The organism is Ruegeria sp. BHSA163 (genome assembly GCF_059613365.1).
Genome location: NZ_JBXWSJ010000037.1, coordinates 17,246 through 34,251, shown reverse-complemented (window position 1 = coordinate 34,251; position 17,006 = coordinate 17,246). Strand labels below are relative to the sequence as shown.

Here is a 17,006-nt window from a genome sequence, read left to right as displayed (position 1 = left end):
CGTTCCGACGGAGGACATCATGGCGACTGAACCCATTAGCGAAGAAGTAGTTGGCTCTTGCGTTGACTCCTATGGCTCTGCCATCGGGATGCCGCAGCTCTGCTTTGATTGGTTCCCCAACCAGATTTTCTGGCTGGTCATTACGCTGGTCGTCATCTTTCTGGTCCTGTCTCGCGTAGCTTTGCCCCGTATCGCGGCAATCCTGGCAGAGCGGCAGGGGACCATTACAAATGACCTGGCTGCGGCCGAAGATCTAAAGGCCAAAGCGGTCGAGGCTGAAGAAGCCTATAACAAGGCGCTGGCCGATGCCCGTGCTGAAGCGCAGCGTATCGCCGCCGAAGCGCGTGCTGAAATCCAGGCCGACCTGGATGAAGCGATAGTTAAGGCGGATGCTGAAATCGCTGCAAAAGCGGCTGAATCGGAAAAGGCAATTGCTGAAATCCGAGCTGGCGCGTTGGAAAGCATTCAAATTGTTGCCAAAGACACGGCGGCCGAATTGGTAACCACGCTTGGGGGCAAGGCAGACGCCGATGCCATTTCCAAAGCCGTTGACGCGCAAACAAAAGGATAAGTGACATGCGGAAAACCCTTGCCTTTATCCTGACCGCAGGAGCCGCCAGCCCAGCATTCGCTGCAAGCGGCCCATTTTTCTCGCTCGGCAATACTGACTTTGTCGTCACCCTTGGCTTCATAGTTTTCATTGCGGTCCTTTTCTATTTCAAAGTTCCTTCAATGATTGGCGGTGCGTTGGACAACCGAGCTGAAGCGATTAAGTCCGATCTGGACGAAGCTCGCGCCTTGCACGAGGAAGCCCGCAGTCTTTTGGCCTCGTATGAACGTAAGCAGCGCGAAGTGCAGGGTCAGGCTGACGCCATCGTTGCAGCGGCAAAAGAGGATGCGTCTCTGGCCGCTGAACAGGCCAAGGCTGAGCTGGAGAAGTCTATCGCGCGCCGTCTGGCGGCAGCTCAGGATCAGATTGCTTCGGCCGAGGCGACGGCAGTCAAAGAAGTGCGAGACCAAGCAGTTACCGTTGCCGTGTCGGCAGCGAACGAGGTTCTAGCCAAACAGATGACAGCGGCGCAAGCCAACAAGTTGATAGACGCAGCAATTGCTGATGTGGGCGATAAGTTACACTGACTTTCCAAATCTATCCCAACTCGAAAAAAACCTGGCCAAAGAGCCGGGTTTTTTGGTGTGAATAATTTGACGTTCTGGCTCCGTCGGCAATGGGCAGGTAGTCGCCCGCTAAACCTGCTGTTGATAAGTGAAGTCTAGAAGACCATTCATGGGGCGGCTTTGTCACCAGACAATTGGCGCGAGGAGGGTTACCGCAATCTCTACTTGAAAGGTGCAGAGATTCAGAAAAGACAGAATCCAGTTGGAATGCTTCGTTCGCACCGTCTCCAGACGCTTGCTGAAATCGGAAATTGTTCACTCCATGCTACTCTTTCTGCAATTTAGTAGAGCACCAATTGAACAAACCCATCGGCGCCAAGGAAAGCTAAGTGCGGACAAAGCCGCAGCGCGTTCAATCGAAAAAGCAGACCCATAAAGACAAGTTAGCTCATATTATCGAGCGATAGGTGAGATGTTCGCGATGGTGGTGTGATCAGCTATCGACCATGTAGAAACTGAGCAAATCTAGTAAGGTTCTACTTTAAACAACAAAGCGGCGACCAACGCGCCTTTGGCTAACTTAGGGTTAAGGCGCGAAATAACAGCTAGGTGCCGGGAAGATGCCAACCAATCATCAGGTTTCTCTCGTTTCATGTTGCAGTCTTTGTTGAGCTACGGCTTCGTTTTTTTGGGCCTTTTGTTGGTCTGCCATGCATTGTTCAACGAAGCTAAGGTGACGCTCAACAGCCGCTCGCGCGCCTTTTGGGTCGCGGTCCTGCAGGGCGGCGTTGATAGCGCGGTGTTGGTCCAGAATGGCATCGCGCGTGGTGCGCTGTTGGAACATGATCTGTCGGTTGTAGAACACGCCCTGCCGCAGCAGATCGAACATCGACCGCATCATATGCAGCATCACCACGTTGTGGCTGGCCTCGATGATGGCCATGTGGAACTGGGCATCCAGATGCGCCTCTTCCTCGGCAGCATTGCGGTCATGGGCGGCTTCCATCTTGTCCAGAATGGCCTGAACAACCTTCAGGTCGCTATCTGATCCCATCCGCGCGGCACGTTCGGCCGCCAGCCCCTCCATATCGCGGCGGAAAGAGAGGTAATCGAACACGGCCTCATCGTGACTGCTGAACAACCGGATCAGGGCTGGGGAAAATGCTGAACCCAACACTTCTGCTACATATATGCCTGACCCTGCTTTTGAGGTCAGCAATCCTTGTTCCTGCAGATCTGCAATGGCCTCTCGCAACGAAGGGCGCGACACACCCATTCTTTCGGCGAGTTCCCGTTCTGAAGGCAGGCGTTCACCGGGTCGCAAAATACCGCGCAGGACCAGCAGCTCGATCTGTCTAACAACGGCTAGGGAAAGTTTCTCGGTCTGGACTTTTTGGAACGGCATGGCCGGATTCTGCGAAATTGGTCAAATCATATGACCACGTATCCACACCGTGTTCAATGAACCGAATTCACTTTCCTTGAAATATTAGGTCAGTATTATTGACTTTAAACAACGTTCTCGTAGCTTGCGCAGGTTAAACGGCCAAAGAGGAACACGCCAATGGACCAACTGTTCGCTACCCGTGCATCACGGATGAAAGCATCCGAGATACGCGAATTGTTGAAGCTGCTGGACCAGCCTGGCATTATTTCTTTCGCGGGTGGCATCCCCGACCCCGCTTTGTTTCCGGCCAGTGAATTCGCTCAGGCGTTTCAGCTTGCCTTAGGTCCCAAGTATCAATCGCAAGCGCTGCAATATTCGGTGAGTGAGGGCTATGTTCCACTGCGCCAATGGTTGGCAGACCACATGAAGCAAATTGGCGTTTCATGCGGAATCGATAACATCCTGATTACTTCGGGATCGCAGCAGGCGCTTGATTATCTGGGTAAGCTATTTCTTTCACCCAGTGATACTGCTTTGGTGGGGTGGCCAACCTACTTGGGAGCCCTTGCAGCTTTTAACGCATACGAGCCGCGTTTTGACAGGCTAAGTATCAACGGCAATCGTAGAGCAGCTGAGTATCGGGCTGGGACCGGAGATATAAAGTTTGCCTATTTGTCGCCCGATTTTGCCAACCCGACAGGTGAAACGGTCGATTTGCGAGGCCGCGAAGCATTATTGAACTTGGCTGAGGAATTGGATTGTGCCGTAATCGAAGACGGTGCTTATCAGGCGCTGCGCTATGATGGCGATCCCGTTCCGCCGATTTTGGCGCTTGAAATTTCTCGCAAACAGTCGCTTGAAAAGTGCCGGACTATCTATTGCGGCAGTTTTTCAAAAACGCTGTCGCCCGGCTTGCGGGTTGGGTGGGTGGTTGCTGCCAAACCGGTGATTTCGCAACTGGTTCTCATGAAACAGGCTGCGGATCTGCATTCCGCTACAATCAACCAGATGGCAGTGCATCGCGTTGCAGAGGCTTGTTTCGAGACCCATATTCCAATGCTGCGTCAAGTTTATAGGTCACGCCGGGATGCGATGCTGGCCGCACTGGATCAATTTATGCCCGAGGGCGTTCAATGGACCAAACCCGAAGGCGGGATGTTCGTTTGGGTGACTCTGCCTAAGGGCATGGATGGGTCAACTCTGTTGGCGCGGGCACTGGCAACGGTCAAGGTGGCGTTTGTTCCCGGGCAAGCATTTTTCCCCGACGAAACAGGAGCCAACAACTTACGCCTCAGCTTTTCGAATTCAGATGAGAAAACGATACAAGAGGGCATACAGCGGCTCGGAGAAGTACTGCGGATGTAAGGCATAAAGATTGCAATAACCCTATTGCGTCAAGCCGCTTGAAGGATCCGCGATTGCAGGGGCCAAAAATATTAAACTGTCCAATATTGGAAGTTCTAGGTGACGCAGCAGCAATTCTTGGGATTATCGGCTGTCATTAGGAACTGGGTGGGTATTTGTAGCATGCCGTTGGCCCTCGCCCCAATTACGATTGCAACGAGTTTGGTAGATAGGATTACTTGGTTTTCGCGTGCGAGTCCTATTGAGAACCGGGTGATTTTGCCAAGATATTGTGGATAACTTAGGGCTTTGGGCCATATCCTGCGTATGTCCGTTGACTTGAGCCCAAGTGACGCGCAGACTTCCGGACCATAGGAATCACAGGAACAGCCACCGTTGCGTTTCAGTAAACTCAAACTGACTGGCTTTAAAAGCTTTGTTGATCCGACCGATCTGATCATCGCGGATGGGCTGACTGGTGTAGTGGGCCCGAACGGATGCGGCAAGTCCAACCTGCTTGAAGCCTTGCGTTGGGTAATGGGCGAAAATCGTCCTAAATCCATGCGCGGCGGCGCGATGGAGGACGTGATTTTTGCCGGAGCCGCGACGCGTCCAGCCCGCAATTTCGCCGAAGTAGTCCTGACGATGGACAATTCCGATCGCCTTGCACCTTCGGGATTTAATGAAAGTGACCAACTTGAGATTGTTCGACGTATTACCCGTGACGTCGGCAGTGCCTACAAAACGAATGGCAAAGATGTCCGTGCGCGAGATGTACAAATGCTGTTCGCGGATGCTTCGACGGGCGCCCATTCGCCTGCGCTGGTGGGGCAGAACAGGATCGCCGAGTTGATCAACGCCAAACCGCGTGCTCGCCGCAGAATTTTGGAAGAGGCGGCTGGTATCTCTGGGCTGTATCAGAGGCGGCACGAAGCAGAGCTTAAACTAAAGGGCACCGAGACCAATCTAACCCGGGTTGATGACGTGCTGGAGCAGTTGGGTGCCCAGCTTGCGCAACTGGCCCGTCAGGCCCGTCAGGCCGCTCGCTATCGAGAAATTGGCGAGCAATTGCGCAAGGCCGAGGGGATGTTGCTTTATCGCCGCTGGAAAGAGGCGGACATTGCCCGCCAGCAGGCCGAAGAAAAATTGCGTGATCGGGTCACCGAAGCATCCCGAGCAGAAGCCGAGGCCAGAGCCGCCGCGGCCAGGCGTTCCCAGATCGAAGAAACTTTACCTCCGTTGCGCGAAGAAGAGGCCGTTGCCGCCGCAGTTCTTCAGCGCCAACATGTGCAACGCGATGCTTTGACCGATCAGGAAACCCGCGCGCGCCAGACGATTGAAACTCTGACCAGTCGAATTCAACAGCTCGGCAACGATATTGACCGTGAGACTGGCCTTAACCGTGATGCGGGCCAGATGATCGAGCGTCTGGAATGGGAAGCGCGTGAACTTGCCAAGGCGGCCGAAGGCCACGAAGACAAAGTGTTGGAGGCTGCCGAAGTTGCGCGCGAGGCCGCCTCAATTCTGCAGGATAGGGAAGATCTTCTTTCGCAAGAGACGGAAGATACAGCGCGTCTTATAGCCCGTCATCAATCTGCTCAGCGTTTAGTCGAAGATGGTCGCAAGACATTGGCACGGAGCGAGGCAGAAGAAGAGAAGGCTCGTTCCGCGGTTGATGAGGCCGAAACGACGCTGAGCCGCGCTGGTGAAGCATTTGAAACTGCAAAAACTGGTGAAGAACAGGCGCGTGAGGTCGCGGAGGCGGCCGAAGAAGCTTTGACAACTGCCGACGAGATGCGTTCTGAAACTCAGGCACGAGAGGCGGAAGCCCGCGCAAAGCGTTCAGAGGCTGAAGGCGAGCTTGGCGCAATCCGCGCCGAAGCAAGTGCACTGGCTAAATTGGTTGAAAGAGACACCGCAGAAGGCGGGCAGGTGCTTGACCTGTTGCGCGTGGCTCCCGGATATGAAAAAGCGCTTGGTGCCGCACTTGCTGATGACTTGCGCGCGCCTTTGGTCGAGGGCGACGGGCCGTCCGGCTGGGTGCGGGTTTCGGGATATGACAGCGACCAGCCTCTGCCCGAAGGGGCAGAACCATTAGCTTTGTATGTCTCTGGTCCTGACCGCCTTAGCCGCAGGATCGCTCAGATTGGGCTGGTCGATGCGGATCAGGGTGCCCGTCTTCAAGCATCGCTGAAACCAGGCCAAAGGCTAGTTTCTCAGTTAGGGGATTTGTGGCGCTGGGACGGTTTTCGCGCCTGGGCCGAAGACGCGCCAAGCGCTGCCGCGCTGCGGCTGGAGCAATTGAACAAATTAGAAGCTCTCAAGCAAGAACTGGCTCGGACCGAAGCGCAGGCGGATGGCGCACGCGCAGCGCACGAAGCATTGTCGCAGAAATTGGCTGATGTGACAGAAGCAGACCGCCGCGCCCGCGAAGCTCGTCGTGCTGCAGATCAGCGCATGGCTGAAACCGCGCGACAGCTTAGCCGGGCCGAAGCGGACCGTAATTTGGCGCAAGGGAAATTGGAGACCCTTACTCTGGCGGTTGAACGCCACAAGGAAGATGCAATGTCAGCCCGTGCGCAGTTGCGCGAAGCCGAGGCCGCGCTGACCAGTTTGGGTGATCTGGACACCGCCCGCGCAAAGGTTGAGGATATTAAACAAACGGTTGAGGCAGCTCGGATCACAATGCTGACCCACCGTTCGACTCACGATGAATTGCGCCGCGAGGGCGAAGCGCGAACCCGCCGTGCACAAGAGGTAACCAAAGATCTTAGTGGATGGCGGCACAGGCTGGAAACGGCTGAAAAACGTATTTCTGAACTTGCTGAACGTAAGGAAAGTTCGGAAGAAGAGCTGTCGGAAGCGATGGCCGCCCCAGGCGAAATCGCGGAAGCTCGCGAGGAACTCAATGAACTGATAGAAACCGCTGAGGGACGTAGGGTTGAAGCTGCCGACAAGTTGGCCGAGGCAGAAACACATCAGCGTGAAGCTGTGATGGCCGAGCGTGAGGCAGAACGTTTGGCCTCCGAAGCCCGCGAAACCCGCGCTGCTGCTGAAGCAAGGTGCGATGCCGCCAAAGAGAGTGTCGCAGCTGCCGCTGAACGAATTGCAGAGGATCAACAGTTGACACCGAACCAGTTGCTCAACCAACTGGAGGTTAACCCCGACCAGATGCCTGCCGCCGACGCATTAGAGGCAGAAGTAAATCGGCATAAGCGCCAGCGTGACGCAATGGGCGCGGTGAACCTGCGCGCTGAAGAGGATTCGAAAGAAGTTCAGGAAGAATTCGATACACTGAACGGTGAAAAAGCTGATTTAGAAGAGGCGATCAAAGCTCTGCGGAGTGGGATTGCCAGCCTCAACCGTGAAGGGCGTGAGCGACTGCTGACTGCGTTTGAACAGGTGAACTCGAACTTTGCGATGTTGTTCAAACACCTTTTTGGTGGTGGTGAAGCAAATTTGGTTATGGTTGAAAGCGACGACCCACTAGATGCAGGACTGGAAATTATGTGCCAGCCACCTGGCAAAAAGTTGTCAACCCTTAGCCTGCTTTCTGGCGGGGAACAAACTCTGACCGCTACTGCGCTGATCTTTGGTGTGTTCCTCGCCAACCCAGCACCGATATGTGTGTTGGATGAGGTTGACGCACCTTTGGATGATGCAAACGTAACCCGTTTCTGCGATTTACTTGATGAGATGTGTCGGCAAACCGATACACGATTCCTCATCATTACTCACCACGCAGTGACCATGGCGCGAATGGATCGTCTTTTTGGTGTCACCATGCAGGAGCAAGGCGTAAGCCAACTGGTTTCCGTCGACCTTAACAAGGCCGAACAGATGGTCGCCTAAACGATCAACACAATGTTATGTCAGGTTTATAACCGATCAGGTTAGACTAGTGACATGACCCGTTTCTTGATCGTGACTCTGCTGTTTTCCTGCCCCGTTTGGGCCGCCGAATGGTCCACTAAGCCCGGAGATATTCCATTGTCGACCGAGGAGCTGGAAGCTTTGGCAGGTCGGACATTGACCTTCTATGACAATGGCAAGTCCAAATTTTCCGCTGGCGGGGCGTATTCATACACCTATGCCAGCGGAGAGTCTGCCTTTGGAACATATTCGATCGCCGAGGATGGAAGTGTTTGCGTATCTTACCGAAATGGGTTCGGTCGCTGCGACCTTTATGTTTTTAGCGATGATCGGCTGATTTTGATTGATCAAATGGGCAACCGTTTTCCGGTGCGTGAAGAGTAAATGATCTAAAAGCTCAAATCGACTGCATCGTTTGATAGGTTTTTTGCCTTCTTTGCCTTTTAATAGAGGCATATTCTCACATAGCCCGTGATAATCATCTCAGTGCGCTATATTTTGTGGGACAAATCATATGTGCCGATTTCTGGCTTGGGTTGGACAACCGCGCTATTTGGATGAGCTCGTTTTAGAACAGGAGCAATCCCTTGTCATCCAAAGCCGAAATGCGCTGATTGGCAAGACGCCAATAAACGCTGACGGCTTTGGAATGGCGTGGTATTCTGATCGCCACTCTCCATGTTTTTACAAAGACACGAACCCAGCGTGGTCGGATGCCAATCTGAAACAGTTGGCCCATCACACGCGGTCCAGTCTGTTTCTGGCGCATGTAAGAGCATCTACCGGCACCGCCACCTCACGAAACAACTGCCACCCATTCGGAGCGGCAAAATGGAGCTTTATGCACAACGGTCAAGCAGGAGGTCATGACCTTATCAGGCAAGAGTTGGATGCGATGATCCCAGCAGAACTGTATGAACATCGAATGGGGGCGACTGAAAGCGAGGCGATCTTTTTGCTCGCACTTGGTGAAGGTTTGGATTCAGACCCTGTTGGCGCCATGGCTCGCGCGGTCGCTCGTGTAGAAGCTCTGTCCAAACGTCGGGGCTCGGCACCATATCTCCGGTTTGCGGCCTGCTGTTCAGACGGAAATCGGATATTTGCAGCCCGATATGCTTCGGATCGATACGCGCCAAGCTTGCATTACAGAACATGCAAAAGCGGTGTTATCATTTCCTCAGAACCTCTGGATGCCAATTGTCACGACTGGTTCGAGGTTAACCCCGATACCGCGATTGAGACAGAAGGATCAGTAGTCAAAGTTCACGATTTCGTTCCAGCCCGGCTTGGCGTTGAAGAAGAGGTCGCTTAGATAGCCTCGTTCTTATAGCCGGTTTAGCAACTCGACAGTTGGCCAAGCATCTGCCGGCAGCCCCAGCCGCGCTTGTTCGGCTTGCACTGCAGCCCGTGTGCCAGCCCCCAATATTCCATCTATTTTGCCAACGTCGTGTCCTCGCACCTGCAGTTTGCTCTGAAGTTGCTTCATCTGAGCTGCCGACAAACCTTCAGTCGGGTTACCCGCATTATATATTTCCGCACCTTCCAGCCTTGTGCCGAAATAGGCCGCCGTCAACACGTAAACAAAGCTCTGGTTCCATTCAAAGTAGACGTCAAAATTGGGGAAAGCCAGAAACGCTGGCCCCTTGTGCCCTTGTGGCAATATCAACGACGCGGGTAAGTCGGGTAAATTCCCGCTTCGCGCCTGAACACCCATGGTCTGCCAGTCCGAAACTGACCGTGGTTTGCCCGGCCCGGACAACGACCAGTCCATTTGAGCGGGAACAGTAACTTCTTGCAGCCAAGGCTCACCCGGTCGCCATCCCAGATGCGATAGCATCTTGGCGCCCGACATCAGAGCATCCGGAGCAGAGGTTTTCAAGGAAACCTTGCCGTCGCCGTCCCCGTCAACGCCATTTTCCAGTATGTCGCGCGGTAACATCTGGACCATTCCAATTTCTCCAGCCCAAGCCCCTGTTGTGCGATTGGGATCGAAGTTGTTCTGTCCATAAAGTTCGATCGCTGAAAAAATCTGTGGACGGAACAGATCTGGTCGGCGGCAGTCATGCGCCAGTGTTACCAAGGCATTTCGGGTGTTAAAATCGCCTTGCACCGCGCCGTAGTCGGTCTCAAATGCCCAGAATGCCAGCAAAACACCACGAGATACCCCATATTCACTTTGGATTCGGTCAAACACTGAATCGTACTTTCGTGACATAGATTGACCGCGTTCAATACGGTTGGCTGAGATCAAGCGCCGCGAAAAGTCGACAAAAGGTTTCTGAAAGACACCTTGAGCACGGTCAGCCCTTATCACAGCACCATCCTGCCGAACCCCTTGGAAAAAGCCATCGACAGTGGCTTGGTCGAACCCATTCCCAAGTGCCTCGGATTTCAAGCCTGCAACGAAGCTTTCGAAATCGCCACCGCACTGCGCCAGGGCAGGGGTGGCAAACAAGGTAGTGGCCAGCAGGCCCGAGAGGATGCGCATCATTGGATGCTCCATTCTAAAACTATTAGGTTGAAACTAAACCACACCGACAACAACCCAAGCGCAAGCCCCCAAACCTTCCAAAGCATGTCGCATGCGCGGAAAACCTCCGTCGCGCCGATTTCACGGTTGGCGTCGCCGTTTACCCAAGCCAGGTCACGGAGTTTTCCGTCATAGCTGCGCGGCCCTGCCAGCGCTACGTTCAACGCGCGGGCCATTGCGGCCTCGGGCCAGCCTGCATTGGGGGAGATGTGTCCGCGTGCATCGGCGACGATCTGGCACCAAAAAGCCCACCGGCGCGACAGAGCTACGATTAACACACAGGTCAACCGCGCTGGAATCAGGTTCAACAGGTCGTCGAACCTCGCGGCGGCCCAGCCGAAATCGCGGTAAGTTTCGTTACGATATCCAATCATGCTGTCCGCTGTGTTGACTGCCTTATAGACTATCAACCCGGGCAGGCCTGCGATCAGAAACCAGAACGCAGGTGCGATCACTCCGTCGCTTAGGTTCTCGGCCGCGCTCTCAATTGCCGATCTGGCAACCTGGGCTTCGGTCATGTCCTGGGTATCGCGTGACACGATCATGGCGACTTTTGCCCGCCCGGCGGGAAGAGACGTCGACAGCCCGACCGCTACATCCCGAACATGTATCACAAGCGATTTCTGGGCCAGCAAGATGGCGCAGACGATGATTTCTATGGCCGGTCCAAGCAAAGAAAGCAGTTTACCCAATATCAATGAGCCTACGACCAGTAGAGTTAGAGCCAGTAGTCCCTTGGCCCTCCGCTGAGCGCCAAGATTTAATTTCCGATCAAGCCACTCTATACCTGCGCCGATTAAGATTGCCGGATGGCGAATGCGTGACCATAGCCAATCCGGCTCACCTACGATTGCGTCCAAGCACATGGCGCAAATCAGCAGGAATCCTCCGGTCACAAAGCGCCCTCCAGCCTGTCCCAATCACATTTATTTGGTAGCCCCAAACGGAGAAAATTCGTCGAGTACGGGAAGATGCGGCTCCAAATTTGAGAGCGGGCCAGCTTGGATTGCCACGCTGTCGCGTCACTCACATGGTACAGGCGAAACAAGTCTGTTCCGCCAAGCAATCGGGCGCCCTTGTCGCAAATCAATTTGTCCAACCGATCTGCATCACACGAGAGTTTGGTCCGGGTTTCCTCGGCCCATTTCACATCCCTCAAAGCCTTTTCGCCGATCCTTAACGCGGGTCCAGATACGGCCCATGGTCCGATCAGTTCGTTTAGCCGCGCGATCAAGTCAGGCTGTCCGACCGCAAAACCAAGCCGCAAACCAGCCAGTCCCCAGAATTTTCCAAAGCTCTTGAGTACAACAACGCCCGGTCTTTCCGTCTGATTTATCAGCGTCGCGTTGGGGCAAATATCGCAGAAACTTTCGTCAATCACGGTCAGGGGCGCATCTACATCAGCCTCTTGCCAAATGCGCCCATCTGGGTTGTTGGGGTGCACAATCACTCGAGCCTGAGCAGGACTGCTTTCCTTCACTGACCAGCCATGCGCCAGAAATGCCGCGGCGTGTTCGTTGTAAGTTGGTGTGGTGATCCGAACATGTCCCGGAGGGGCCAAAGCCGGTAGCCTTGCAATGATTGCCGAGGCTCCAGGCGCAGGCAAGATTGATGCGCTGTCAGGTATTGACCAGAACGATCTGGCGGCGTCACACAGGCGGCTAAATGCATCGTTGTCTGGAAGACTTGTCCAATCACTATTTTTCAACCCCGCGACGTCATAAGGGTGTGGATTAATACCCGTCGACAGATCGATCCAATCCGTGCGATCACCACCATAGACTGAAATGGCATGATCTAAACCGCCGCCGTGGTCCCGCTCGGCTTGTCTGTGCAGAATGCCAATGGTGTCTGCCATGCGTCCCTCTGGTGAAATACCGGTGCAGAGGCGGTTCAAGCGGATTTTCGCCATTTACACAAGCAAATCTGCGTGAAAAGGGCTCGCTGCAGGTATCGTTAACCATTTGTTAAGAAAATCACGGGATCACGGATCATGGGGTCGGCGCCGTTTTTTTGTTATCTAGTGCCGAGGTTGTGGCAAATGAAAGTATTGATTGTTGAGAGTAACCCTGACCTTGGTGGGCTCTGGCAAAGGCATCTTGAAAGGCAGGGGGGAGAGGTTACTTTAGTAGCCGGGCAAGAGGCTGCGATCTTGGCCTTATACGGTACAGCCTTTGACATCATCGTGCTGGATTTGGTGTTGGAAACCGAAAGCGCCTTGGCTGTGGCAGACTTCGCAAGCTATCGTCGCCCCAATACAAGGGTAATCTTTGTGACCAATACCACTTTCTTCTCGGATGGCTCGATATTTGCACACAGTCCGAACGCTTGCGCCTACGTCCAAAGCAGCACGCCGCCAGAAGATCTGGCGGCAATGGTTGCACATTACGCAGCGGGTCGCTGACTGCGACGGTGCGGCTCCATATAATCCAACACAGGGTTCGTCGGGATAATCCGGTTCGGATTGATACTATCGTGACTATAGTGATAGTGCCGGATGATGTGATGAAAGTTCACCGTGGGCTTTACACCGGGCCATTGGTACAGCTCGCGTGTGTAGGCCCAGAGATTTGGATAATCGATCAACCGCCGCCGATTGCACTTAAAATGCAAATGATAGACTGGATCGAACCGGATCAGTGTAGTGAACAGCCGCCAGTCCGCTTCGGTCAGGCGATCCCCCATGAGGTAACGATTTGAGGAAAGATGACCTTCTAACCAGTCCAGCGTATCGAACAACGGGTTGACGGCTGCGTCATACGCCTCTTGCGATGTGGCAAAACCGGCTTTGTAAACCCCATTGTTGACGTTGGAATAGATGCGTGCGTTGACCTCTTCGATCTCGGTTCTCATCGGCGCTGGCCAATAATCATCTTTGTTTCCGGTAATCCCGTCGAAAGCCGAGTTGAACATCCGGATAATTTCTGAACTTTCGTTCGAAACGATCGTTTTCGTCTTTTTGTCCCAAAGGATAGGCACCGTCACTCGGCCGGAATACTCAGAATCAGCCTTGGTATATAATTGATGCGCAAAATCCATGCCGTGGAGCGTGTCGCCTGTCGCGCCTTGGTCGTCAATTTCAAAGGTCCAACCTTGATCCAACATATCTGGGTGAACGACTGAAACGGAAATATGGTCGCTTAGGTCTTTGAGTTCGCGAAAAATTAAAGTGCGATGGGCCCAGGGGCAGGCGTAGCTGACATACAAGTGATATCGCCCGCTTTCAGCTCGGAAACCACCCTTGCCGGATGGGCCGGCGTCGCCATTTTCTGTCAGCCAATTACGAAACTGAGCGGCCGAGCGTTTGAATGCCCCATCACTGGACTTAGTGTCATACCATGTATCCTGCCATTTTCCGTCAACGAGCAAGCCCATTTCATTCCTCCATTCAAGTTGCTTTACAAATAGCTTGACGGTGTCCCACTTCCTACATTGGCGAACGCGCATAGTCCCTGCGCAAACGCACAGCGATCCCGAAATGTCCTCACAACACGATCTCGGAACCAACCTGCACCTTATAGCTTCACTGGATTTTTACGATTTACTGATCACAATGGTTAATGATCTGCCGGAGAATTTTTGATGAGTACCTATGTTTCAAGGGAAATACGCGCCGAATTGGATGCTGCGCGAATCGCTGCGTTGAAAAAAGCGAGCCGCTTGCGGGTTGAAGTCGGAAACAATAGCTACAAAATTCTTAGATTGTGGAAGGATGGGTTTACGGTCGAGACCGAAACAACGCCGCGTTTGCGCGGGTTGGTCGATGTTTTTGACGGAGCAAATCACTTGTATCAGTGTTTGATCGTCGCTGCCGAAGAAGGTGCTGGCGAAATGAGTTACGAGTTTAAGCGCAGCACCGCAAGCGCGGACAAAGCCCCACTGGATTTTTACCGCGCTCCGGATGCGCCGATTGCTTTGCTTGGATATGAAGACTAGAGCCGGATTTAGGCGGTTGGTCGGTTAGGCCTCAAACTTAACAATCGGGCCATTTCGGCATTGGCTATTGTGATTCAGCCCGATGTCGAGTCACACGACAGGGCAATTCCTCTAATTTCGTTCGGTCGCCTGTGGATGAAGATGTCGCCGTCCGAATTGTGGTTTCCCTGTCGGGCATGTTCCGTGTCATCTGCCTGTGGACAGTCAATGCCCAATGACAGTTGGAGCGTGCTTTGCGGGTTGCGGCGATCGATCCCAAAGGTCCCTTCCGGATTTTATTGCTACCTTCCACTACCTTGCCGCCTTTGGGTGCGAACCCCTGCACAGAGTTGGCTTGCTTCATAACCTTTCGATCCAGTGAAGCTGTCAACCAGCGGCTGATTTTCAATCAAAAATATTCAATGCGGCTGGCTTCAGGCATCATTCGCGGGGCAGGTGGGTTTGGACTATATCCGTGCCACCCGATCCTCCTGCCCAAAACCAGCAAAGGCAGGGCAAGGATTAGCCTCACCCGGCGTATGAGTTACTGCAAATCTCCGAAAGCATGCATTAGCCGTGCACAGGCTTCTTCAACCCGCCCGCGTTGAGTGGCCAGATTAAACCGCTCGAACGTTTCGCCTCCGGCGCCGAAACCAGGGCCGGACGAAGTTGCGATCCTTGCATCTTGTCTCAGTCGCCGGACAAACTCTGCGTGTTCCATTCCGGTGCCGGAAAAATCTACCCAAGCGAGATAAGTCGATTGCAAAGGCATCGACCAAAGACCAGGTATTTTGGCAATCGTTTCATCGAACCGACGGCAGTTGCTCTGCAGATGAACAATTTGTTCGTCGACCCATTCAGCGCCTTCAGGGCTGTAAGCGGCGGTGATCATTGCAACACCCAAAGCGCTGGGGTCGTAATCAAGGGTTTTCAGACGATGCCGCATCTGTTTGCGCAGTTTTTCGTCAGGAATGATCATGTTCCCGGTTCGCTGCCCCGCAATATTGAAAGTTTTCGAAGCAGCTGTCAGTGACACAGTCCAGGGTCGTGCGTCTGGAGCCGCGATATCCATTGGAACAAAAGTGCTGCCCGGATATACCAGATCGTGATGAATTTCGTCTGACACCAGAATCAGCCCGTTGCGTTCGGCAAATTCCGCAACGGCTCTCAACTCTTCGGGCGTCCACACCCGGCCTGACGGGTTCTGTGGCGAGCACCACAACAATAGTTTTTCTGTCCCATCCAACCGTGATTGCGCATCTTCCAAATCAAGAACGTACGTATCGCCCTCGCGTACCAATGGGCATTCGACAACCCTGCGTTCGGCATTGTTCACCTTGTGAGCGAACTCATGATAGACAGGCGAAAATATAACTATGCCGTCGCCGGGTTCGCTCCAAACGTCAATACTCAGTGCAATAGCGTTGCCTAATCCCTGTGTAGTGAGAATCCAGTCGGTGTCGACGTCCCAGCCGTGGCGATTTTTCATCCACCACTGGATTGATGCAAGATACTCAGGATGAATCCAGGAATATCCAAAGACGCCAAGTTCGGCTGCTTTCCGAACCGCCTCAATCACACACGGTGCGGTGGGATAGTCAGAATCCGCGGTCCACATGGCCAGCCCATCTGATGGCGATACGCCATACAGCTGCTCCATCTTATCCCATTTTGAACTGTTGGTGCCCCGGCGGTCGATCAGGTCGTTAAAAGTCATATCTGCTCCATTTGTTGGGCCGAAAGCTACTCGCAATTCTGCTGTGTGCAAGGGGGGCGTTGCGGCTTAGTGCGCATTGCCCTAAATCAACCCTATGAAGCGTAAAATCCTCATCCACCCCGATCCCCGACTGAAAAAGGTGTGCGCGCCGGTTGACGACATTACTGATGCGTTGCGCGCTTTGGCTGATGACATGTTGGAGACGATGTACGACGCGCCAGGTATCGGACTGGCCGCGCCGCAGATAGGTGTACTTGACCGATTGATCGTGGTGGATTGTGTCAAAGAAGAAGGCGAGGCACCACGCCCCTTGGTCATGTTCAATCCCGAGGTAATTTCTGCCTCGGACGAAACCAATGTCTACGAAGAAGGTTGTCTTTCCATCCCGGATCAATATGCGGAAGTGACCCGACCCAAAGTGGTTGAAGTGGCGTGGATGGACCGTGACGGTAAGGCGCAAATTGAAACCTTTGATGGCCTTTGGGCAACGTGCGTTCAGCACGAGATCGATCATTTGAACGGTAAGCTGTTCATAGACTATCTCAAACCGTTGAAACGGCAGATGATCACGCGAAAGATGCAAAAGCTGAAGCGCGAACAGGCCCGCACATGACGGTTAGGACGTGCCTTCCATGGCCTGACAAACGTCTTCGAACAAAAGCACAGCAAGTGGCCGCGATTAATGACGATGTCAAAGCCATCTGGAATGATATGATTGACACGATGGAGGCTATGCCGGGTGTTGGTTTGGCTGCGCCTCAGATCGGAGTGATGCTGAGGCTGGCGGTGGTCGACGGCTCTGCGGAACGTGGTCGGGCGGTTCGTATGGCGAACCCTGAAATCCTCCACAGTTCAGTCGAATTGCGAGAGCATGAAGAGGCCAGTCCGAACCTGCCGGGTGTATCGGCCAAGGTAAAACGGCCTCGTGCCGTGACGGTCAAGTTTCTTAACGAACACGGGATTGTGGATCGGCGCGACTTCGTTGGGATCGAAGCAACAAGCGTCCAGCACCAGATCGACCACCTGAACGGTAGAATGTTCTTTGATCGTCTCAGCAAGGTGAAACGCGACATACTGCTACGAAAAGCCAAAAAGATGGGGTGAAACCCAAGAAGTGGAGGGGC

General features: G+C 53.7%; 16 protein-coding genes. 10 read left to right on the top strand and 6 right to left on the bottom strand.

Annotated features, from left to right (window positions below):
• The first annotated feature begins 19 nt into the window (after positions 1 to 19).
• Both AC2FNV_RS16455 and AC2FNV_RS16450 read left to right on the top strand, forming a co-directional pair.
• The gene (locus tag AC2FNV_RS16455) at positions 20 to 571 is read left to right on the top strand and encodes a F0F1 ATP synthase subunit B' (RefSeq protein ID WP_170476821.1); all 552 of its coding nucleotides are present in this window, start codon (positions 20 to 22) and stop codon (positions 569 to 571) included.
• A 5-nt stretch (positions 572 to 576) separates the two neighbouring features.
• Positions 577 to 1,137 carry a F0F1 ATP synthase subunit B gene (locus tag AC2FNV_RS16450; protein WP_170608439.1) on the top strand — a complete coding sequence of 187 codons (561 nt, stop codon included), beginning with the start codon at positions 577 to 579 and terminating at the stop codon, positions 1,135 to 1,137.
• A gap of 613 nt (positions 1,138 to 1,750) precedes the next feature.
• Here the strand turns inward: AC2FNV_RS16450 and AC2FNV_RS16445 are convergent.
• Positions 1,751 to 2,521 (bottom strand): FadR/GntR family transcriptional regulator, encoded by a 771-nt coding sequence (locus AC2FNV_RS16445; protein ID WP_170608438.1) that lies wholly within the window; start codon positions 2,519 to 2,521, stop codon positions 1,751 to 1,753.
• A 159-nt stretch (positions 2,522 to 2,680) separates the two neighbouring features.
• Between AC2FNV_RS16445 and AC2FNV_RS16440 the strand changes: the two genes are divergently transcribed.
• The 4 genes from AC2FNV_RS16440 (at position 2,681) to AC2FNV_RS16425 (ending at position 9,032) form a co-directional block, all read left to right on the top strand.
• Positions 2,681 to 3,868: an aminotransferase-like domain-containing protein gene (locus AC2FNV_RS16440; RefSeq protein WP_170608437.1), complete on the top strand. Its 1,188-nt coding sequence runs from the start codon at positions 2,681 to 2,683 to the stop codon at positions 3,866 to 3,868.
• Positions 3,869 to 4,243: 375 nt separating this feature from the next.
• Positions 4,244 to 7,699 (top strand): chromosome segregation SMC family protein, encoded by a 3,456-nt coding sequence (locus AC2FNV_RS16435; RefSeq protein WP_170608436.1) that lies wholly within the window; start codon positions 4,244 to 4,246, stop codon positions 7,697 to 7,699.
• A 54-nt stretch (positions 7,700 to 7,753) separates the two neighbouring features.
• Positions 7,754 to 8,104 carry a hypothetical protein gene (locus tag AC2FNV_RS16430; RefSeq protein WP_170608435.1) on the top strand — a complete coding sequence of 117 codons (351 nt, stop codon included), beginning with the start codon at positions 7,754 to 7,756 and terminating at the stop codon, positions 8,102 to 8,104.
• A gap of 130 nt (positions 8,105 to 8,234) precedes the next feature.
• A complete protein-coding gene (locus tag AC2FNV_RS16425) occupies positions 8,235 to 9,032 on the top strand; it encodes a class II glutamine amidotransferase (protein ID WP_170608434.1) in 798 nt (265 codons plus the stop codon).
• Positions 9,033 to 9,044: 12 nt separating this feature from the next.
• Here AC2FNV_RS16425 and AC2FNV_RS16420 read toward each other — a convergent pair whose 3' ends face one another.
• From AC2FNV_RS16420 to AC2FNV_RS16410, 3 genes are read right to left on the bottom strand one after another with little or no spacing between them, the layout of a single operon-like run.
• Positions 9,045 to 10,208, bottom strand: coding sequence for a lytic murein transglycosylase (locus AC2FNV_RS16420; RefSeq protein ID WP_170608505.1), 1,164 nt, complete (start codon positions 10,206 to 10,208; stop codon positions 9,045 to 9,047).
• On the bottom strand, positions 10,208 to 11,146 hold the full coding sequence (gene cbiB, locus AC2FNV_RS16415) for an adenosylcobinamide-phosphate synthase CbiB (RefSeq protein ID WP_170608433.1): 939 nt from the start codon (positions 11,144 to 11,146) through the stop codon (positions 10,208 to 10,210). Before cbiB ends, AC2FNV_RS16420 begins: the two co-directional genes overlap by 1 nt.
• Positions 11,143 to 12,108, bottom strand: a complete 966-nt coding sequence (locus AC2FNV_RS16410) for a threonine-phosphate decarboxylase (RefSeq protein ID WP_170608432.1) — start codon at positions 12,106 to 12,108, stop codon at positions 11,143 to 11,145. The genes cbiB and AC2FNV_RS16410 overlap by 4 nt, the downstream gene beginning before the upstream one ends.
• A 183-nt stretch (positions 12,109 to 12,291) precedes the next feature.
• Between AC2FNV_RS16410 and AC2FNV_RS16405 the strand changes: the two genes are divergently transcribed.
• On the top strand, positions 12,292 to 12,654 hold the full coding sequence (locus tag AC2FNV_RS16405) for a response regulator transcription factor (RefSeq protein ID WP_170608430.1): 363 nt from the start codon (positions 12,292 to 12,294) through the stop codon (positions 12,652 to 12,654).
• Here AC2FNV_RS16405 and AC2FNV_RS16400 read toward each other — a convergent pair.
• A complete protein-coding gene (locus AC2FNV_RS16400) occupies positions 12,636 to 13,625 on the bottom strand; it encodes a glutathione S-transferase family protein (protein WP_170608428.1) in 990 nt (329 codons plus the stop codon). The two genes, AC2FNV_RS16405 and AC2FNV_RS16400, sit on opposite strands and share 19 nt — an antisense overlap.
• Before the next feature lie 207 nt (positions 13,626 to 13,832).
• On the opposite strand from AC2FNV_RS16400, the gene AC2FNV_RS16395 reads away from it, so the two are divergent.
• Positions 13,833 to 14,186, top strand: a complete 354-nt coding sequence (locus AC2FNV_RS16395) for a hypothetical protein (RefSeq protein WP_170476844.1) — start codon at positions 13,833 to 13,835, stop codon at positions 14,184 to 14,186.
• A gap of 523 nt (positions 14,187 to 14,709) precedes the next feature.
• Here the strand turns inward: AC2FNV_RS16395 and AC2FNV_RS16390 are convergent.
• Complete coding sequence (locus AC2FNV_RS16390) at positions 14,710 to 15,882, bottom strand: MalY/PatB family protein (protein WP_170608426.1); 1,173 nt, start codon at positions 15,880 to 15,882, stop codon at positions 14,710 to 14,712.
• A 94-nt stretch (positions 15,883 to 15,976) separates the two neighbouring features.
• On the opposite strand from AC2FNV_RS16390, the gene def (AC2FNV_RS16385) reads away from it, so the two are divergent.
• Positions 15,977 to 16,495, top strand: coding sequence for a peptide deformylase (def, locus tag AC2FNV_RS16385; protein ID WP_170476848.1), 519 nt, complete (start codon positions 15,977 to 15,979; stop codon positions 16,493 to 16,495).
• Complete coding sequence (def, locus tag AC2FNV_RS16380; protein WP_170608424.1) at positions 16,492 to 16,986, top strand: peptide deformylase; 495 nt, start codon at positions 16,492 to 16,494, stop codon at positions 16,984 to 16,986. Before def (AC2FNV_RS16385) ends, def (AC2FNV_RS16380) begins: the two co-directional genes overlap by 4 nt.
• Positions 16,987 to 17,006 lie beyond the last annotated feature (20 nt).

What these genes read in the sequence shown, in the direction of transcription:
- AC2FNV_RS16455 (WP_170476821.1), top strand. Translation starts at nt 20, where the DNA reads ATGGCGACTGAACCCATTAGCGAAGAAGTAGTTGGCTCTTGCGTTGAC.
- AC2FNV_RS16430 (WP_170608435.1), top strand. Translation starts at nt 7,754, where the DNA reads ATGACCCGTTTCTTGATCGTGACTCTGCTGTTTTCCTGCCCCGTTTGG.
- def (WP_170608424.1), top strand. Translation starts at nt 16,492, where the DNA reads ATGACGGTTAGGACGTGCCTTCCATGGCCTGACAAACGTCTTCGAACA.
- def (WP_170476848.1), top strand. Translation starts at nt 15,977, where the DNA reads ATGAAGCGTAAAATCCTCATCCACCCCGATCCCCGACTGAAAAAGGTG.
- AC2FNV_RS16440 (WP_170608437.1), top strand. Translation starts at nt 2,681, where the DNA reads ATGGACCAACTGTTCGCTACCCGTGCATCACGGATGAAAGCATCCGAG.
- AC2FNV_RS16450 (WP_170608439.1), top strand. Translation starts at nt 577, where the DNA reads ATGCGGAAAACCCTTGCCTTTATCCTGACCGCAGGAGCCGCCAGCCCA.
- AC2FNV_RS16425 (WP_170608434.1), top strand. Translation starts at nt 8,235, where the DNA reads ATGTGCCGATTTCTGGCTTGGGTTGGACAACCGCGCTATTTGGATGAG.
- AC2FNV_RS16395 (WP_170476844.1), top strand. Translation starts at nt 13,833, where the DNA reads ATGAGTACCTATGTTTCAAGGGAAATACGCGCCGAATTGGATGCTGCG.
- AC2FNV_RS16410 (WP_170608432.1), bottom strand. Translation starts at nt 12,108, where the DNA reads ATGGCAGACACCATTGGCATTCTGCACAGACAAGCCGAGCGGGACCAC.
- AC2FNV_RS16400 (WP_170608428.1), bottom strand. Translation starts at nt 13,625, where the DNA reads ATGGGCTTGCTCGTTGACGGAAAATGGCAGGATACATGGTATGACACT.
- AC2FNV_RS16405 (WP_170608430.1), top strand. Translation starts at nt 12,292, where the DNA reads ATGAAAGTATTGATTGTTGAGAGTAACCCTGACCTTGGTGGGCTCTGG.
- AC2FNV_RS16445 (WP_170608438.1), bottom strand. Translation starts at nt 2,521, where the DNA reads ATGCCGTTCCAAAAAGTCCAGACCGAGAAACTTTCCCTAGCCGTTGTT.
- AC2FNV_RS16420 (WP_170608505.1), bottom strand. Translation starts at nt 10,208, where the DNA reads ATGCGCATCCTCTCGGGCCTGCTGGCCACTACCTTGTTTGCCACCCCT.
- AC2FNV_RS16390 (WP_170608426.1), bottom strand. Translation starts at nt 15,882, where the DNA reads ATGACTTTTAACGACCTGATCGACCGCCGGGGCACCAACAGTTCAAAA.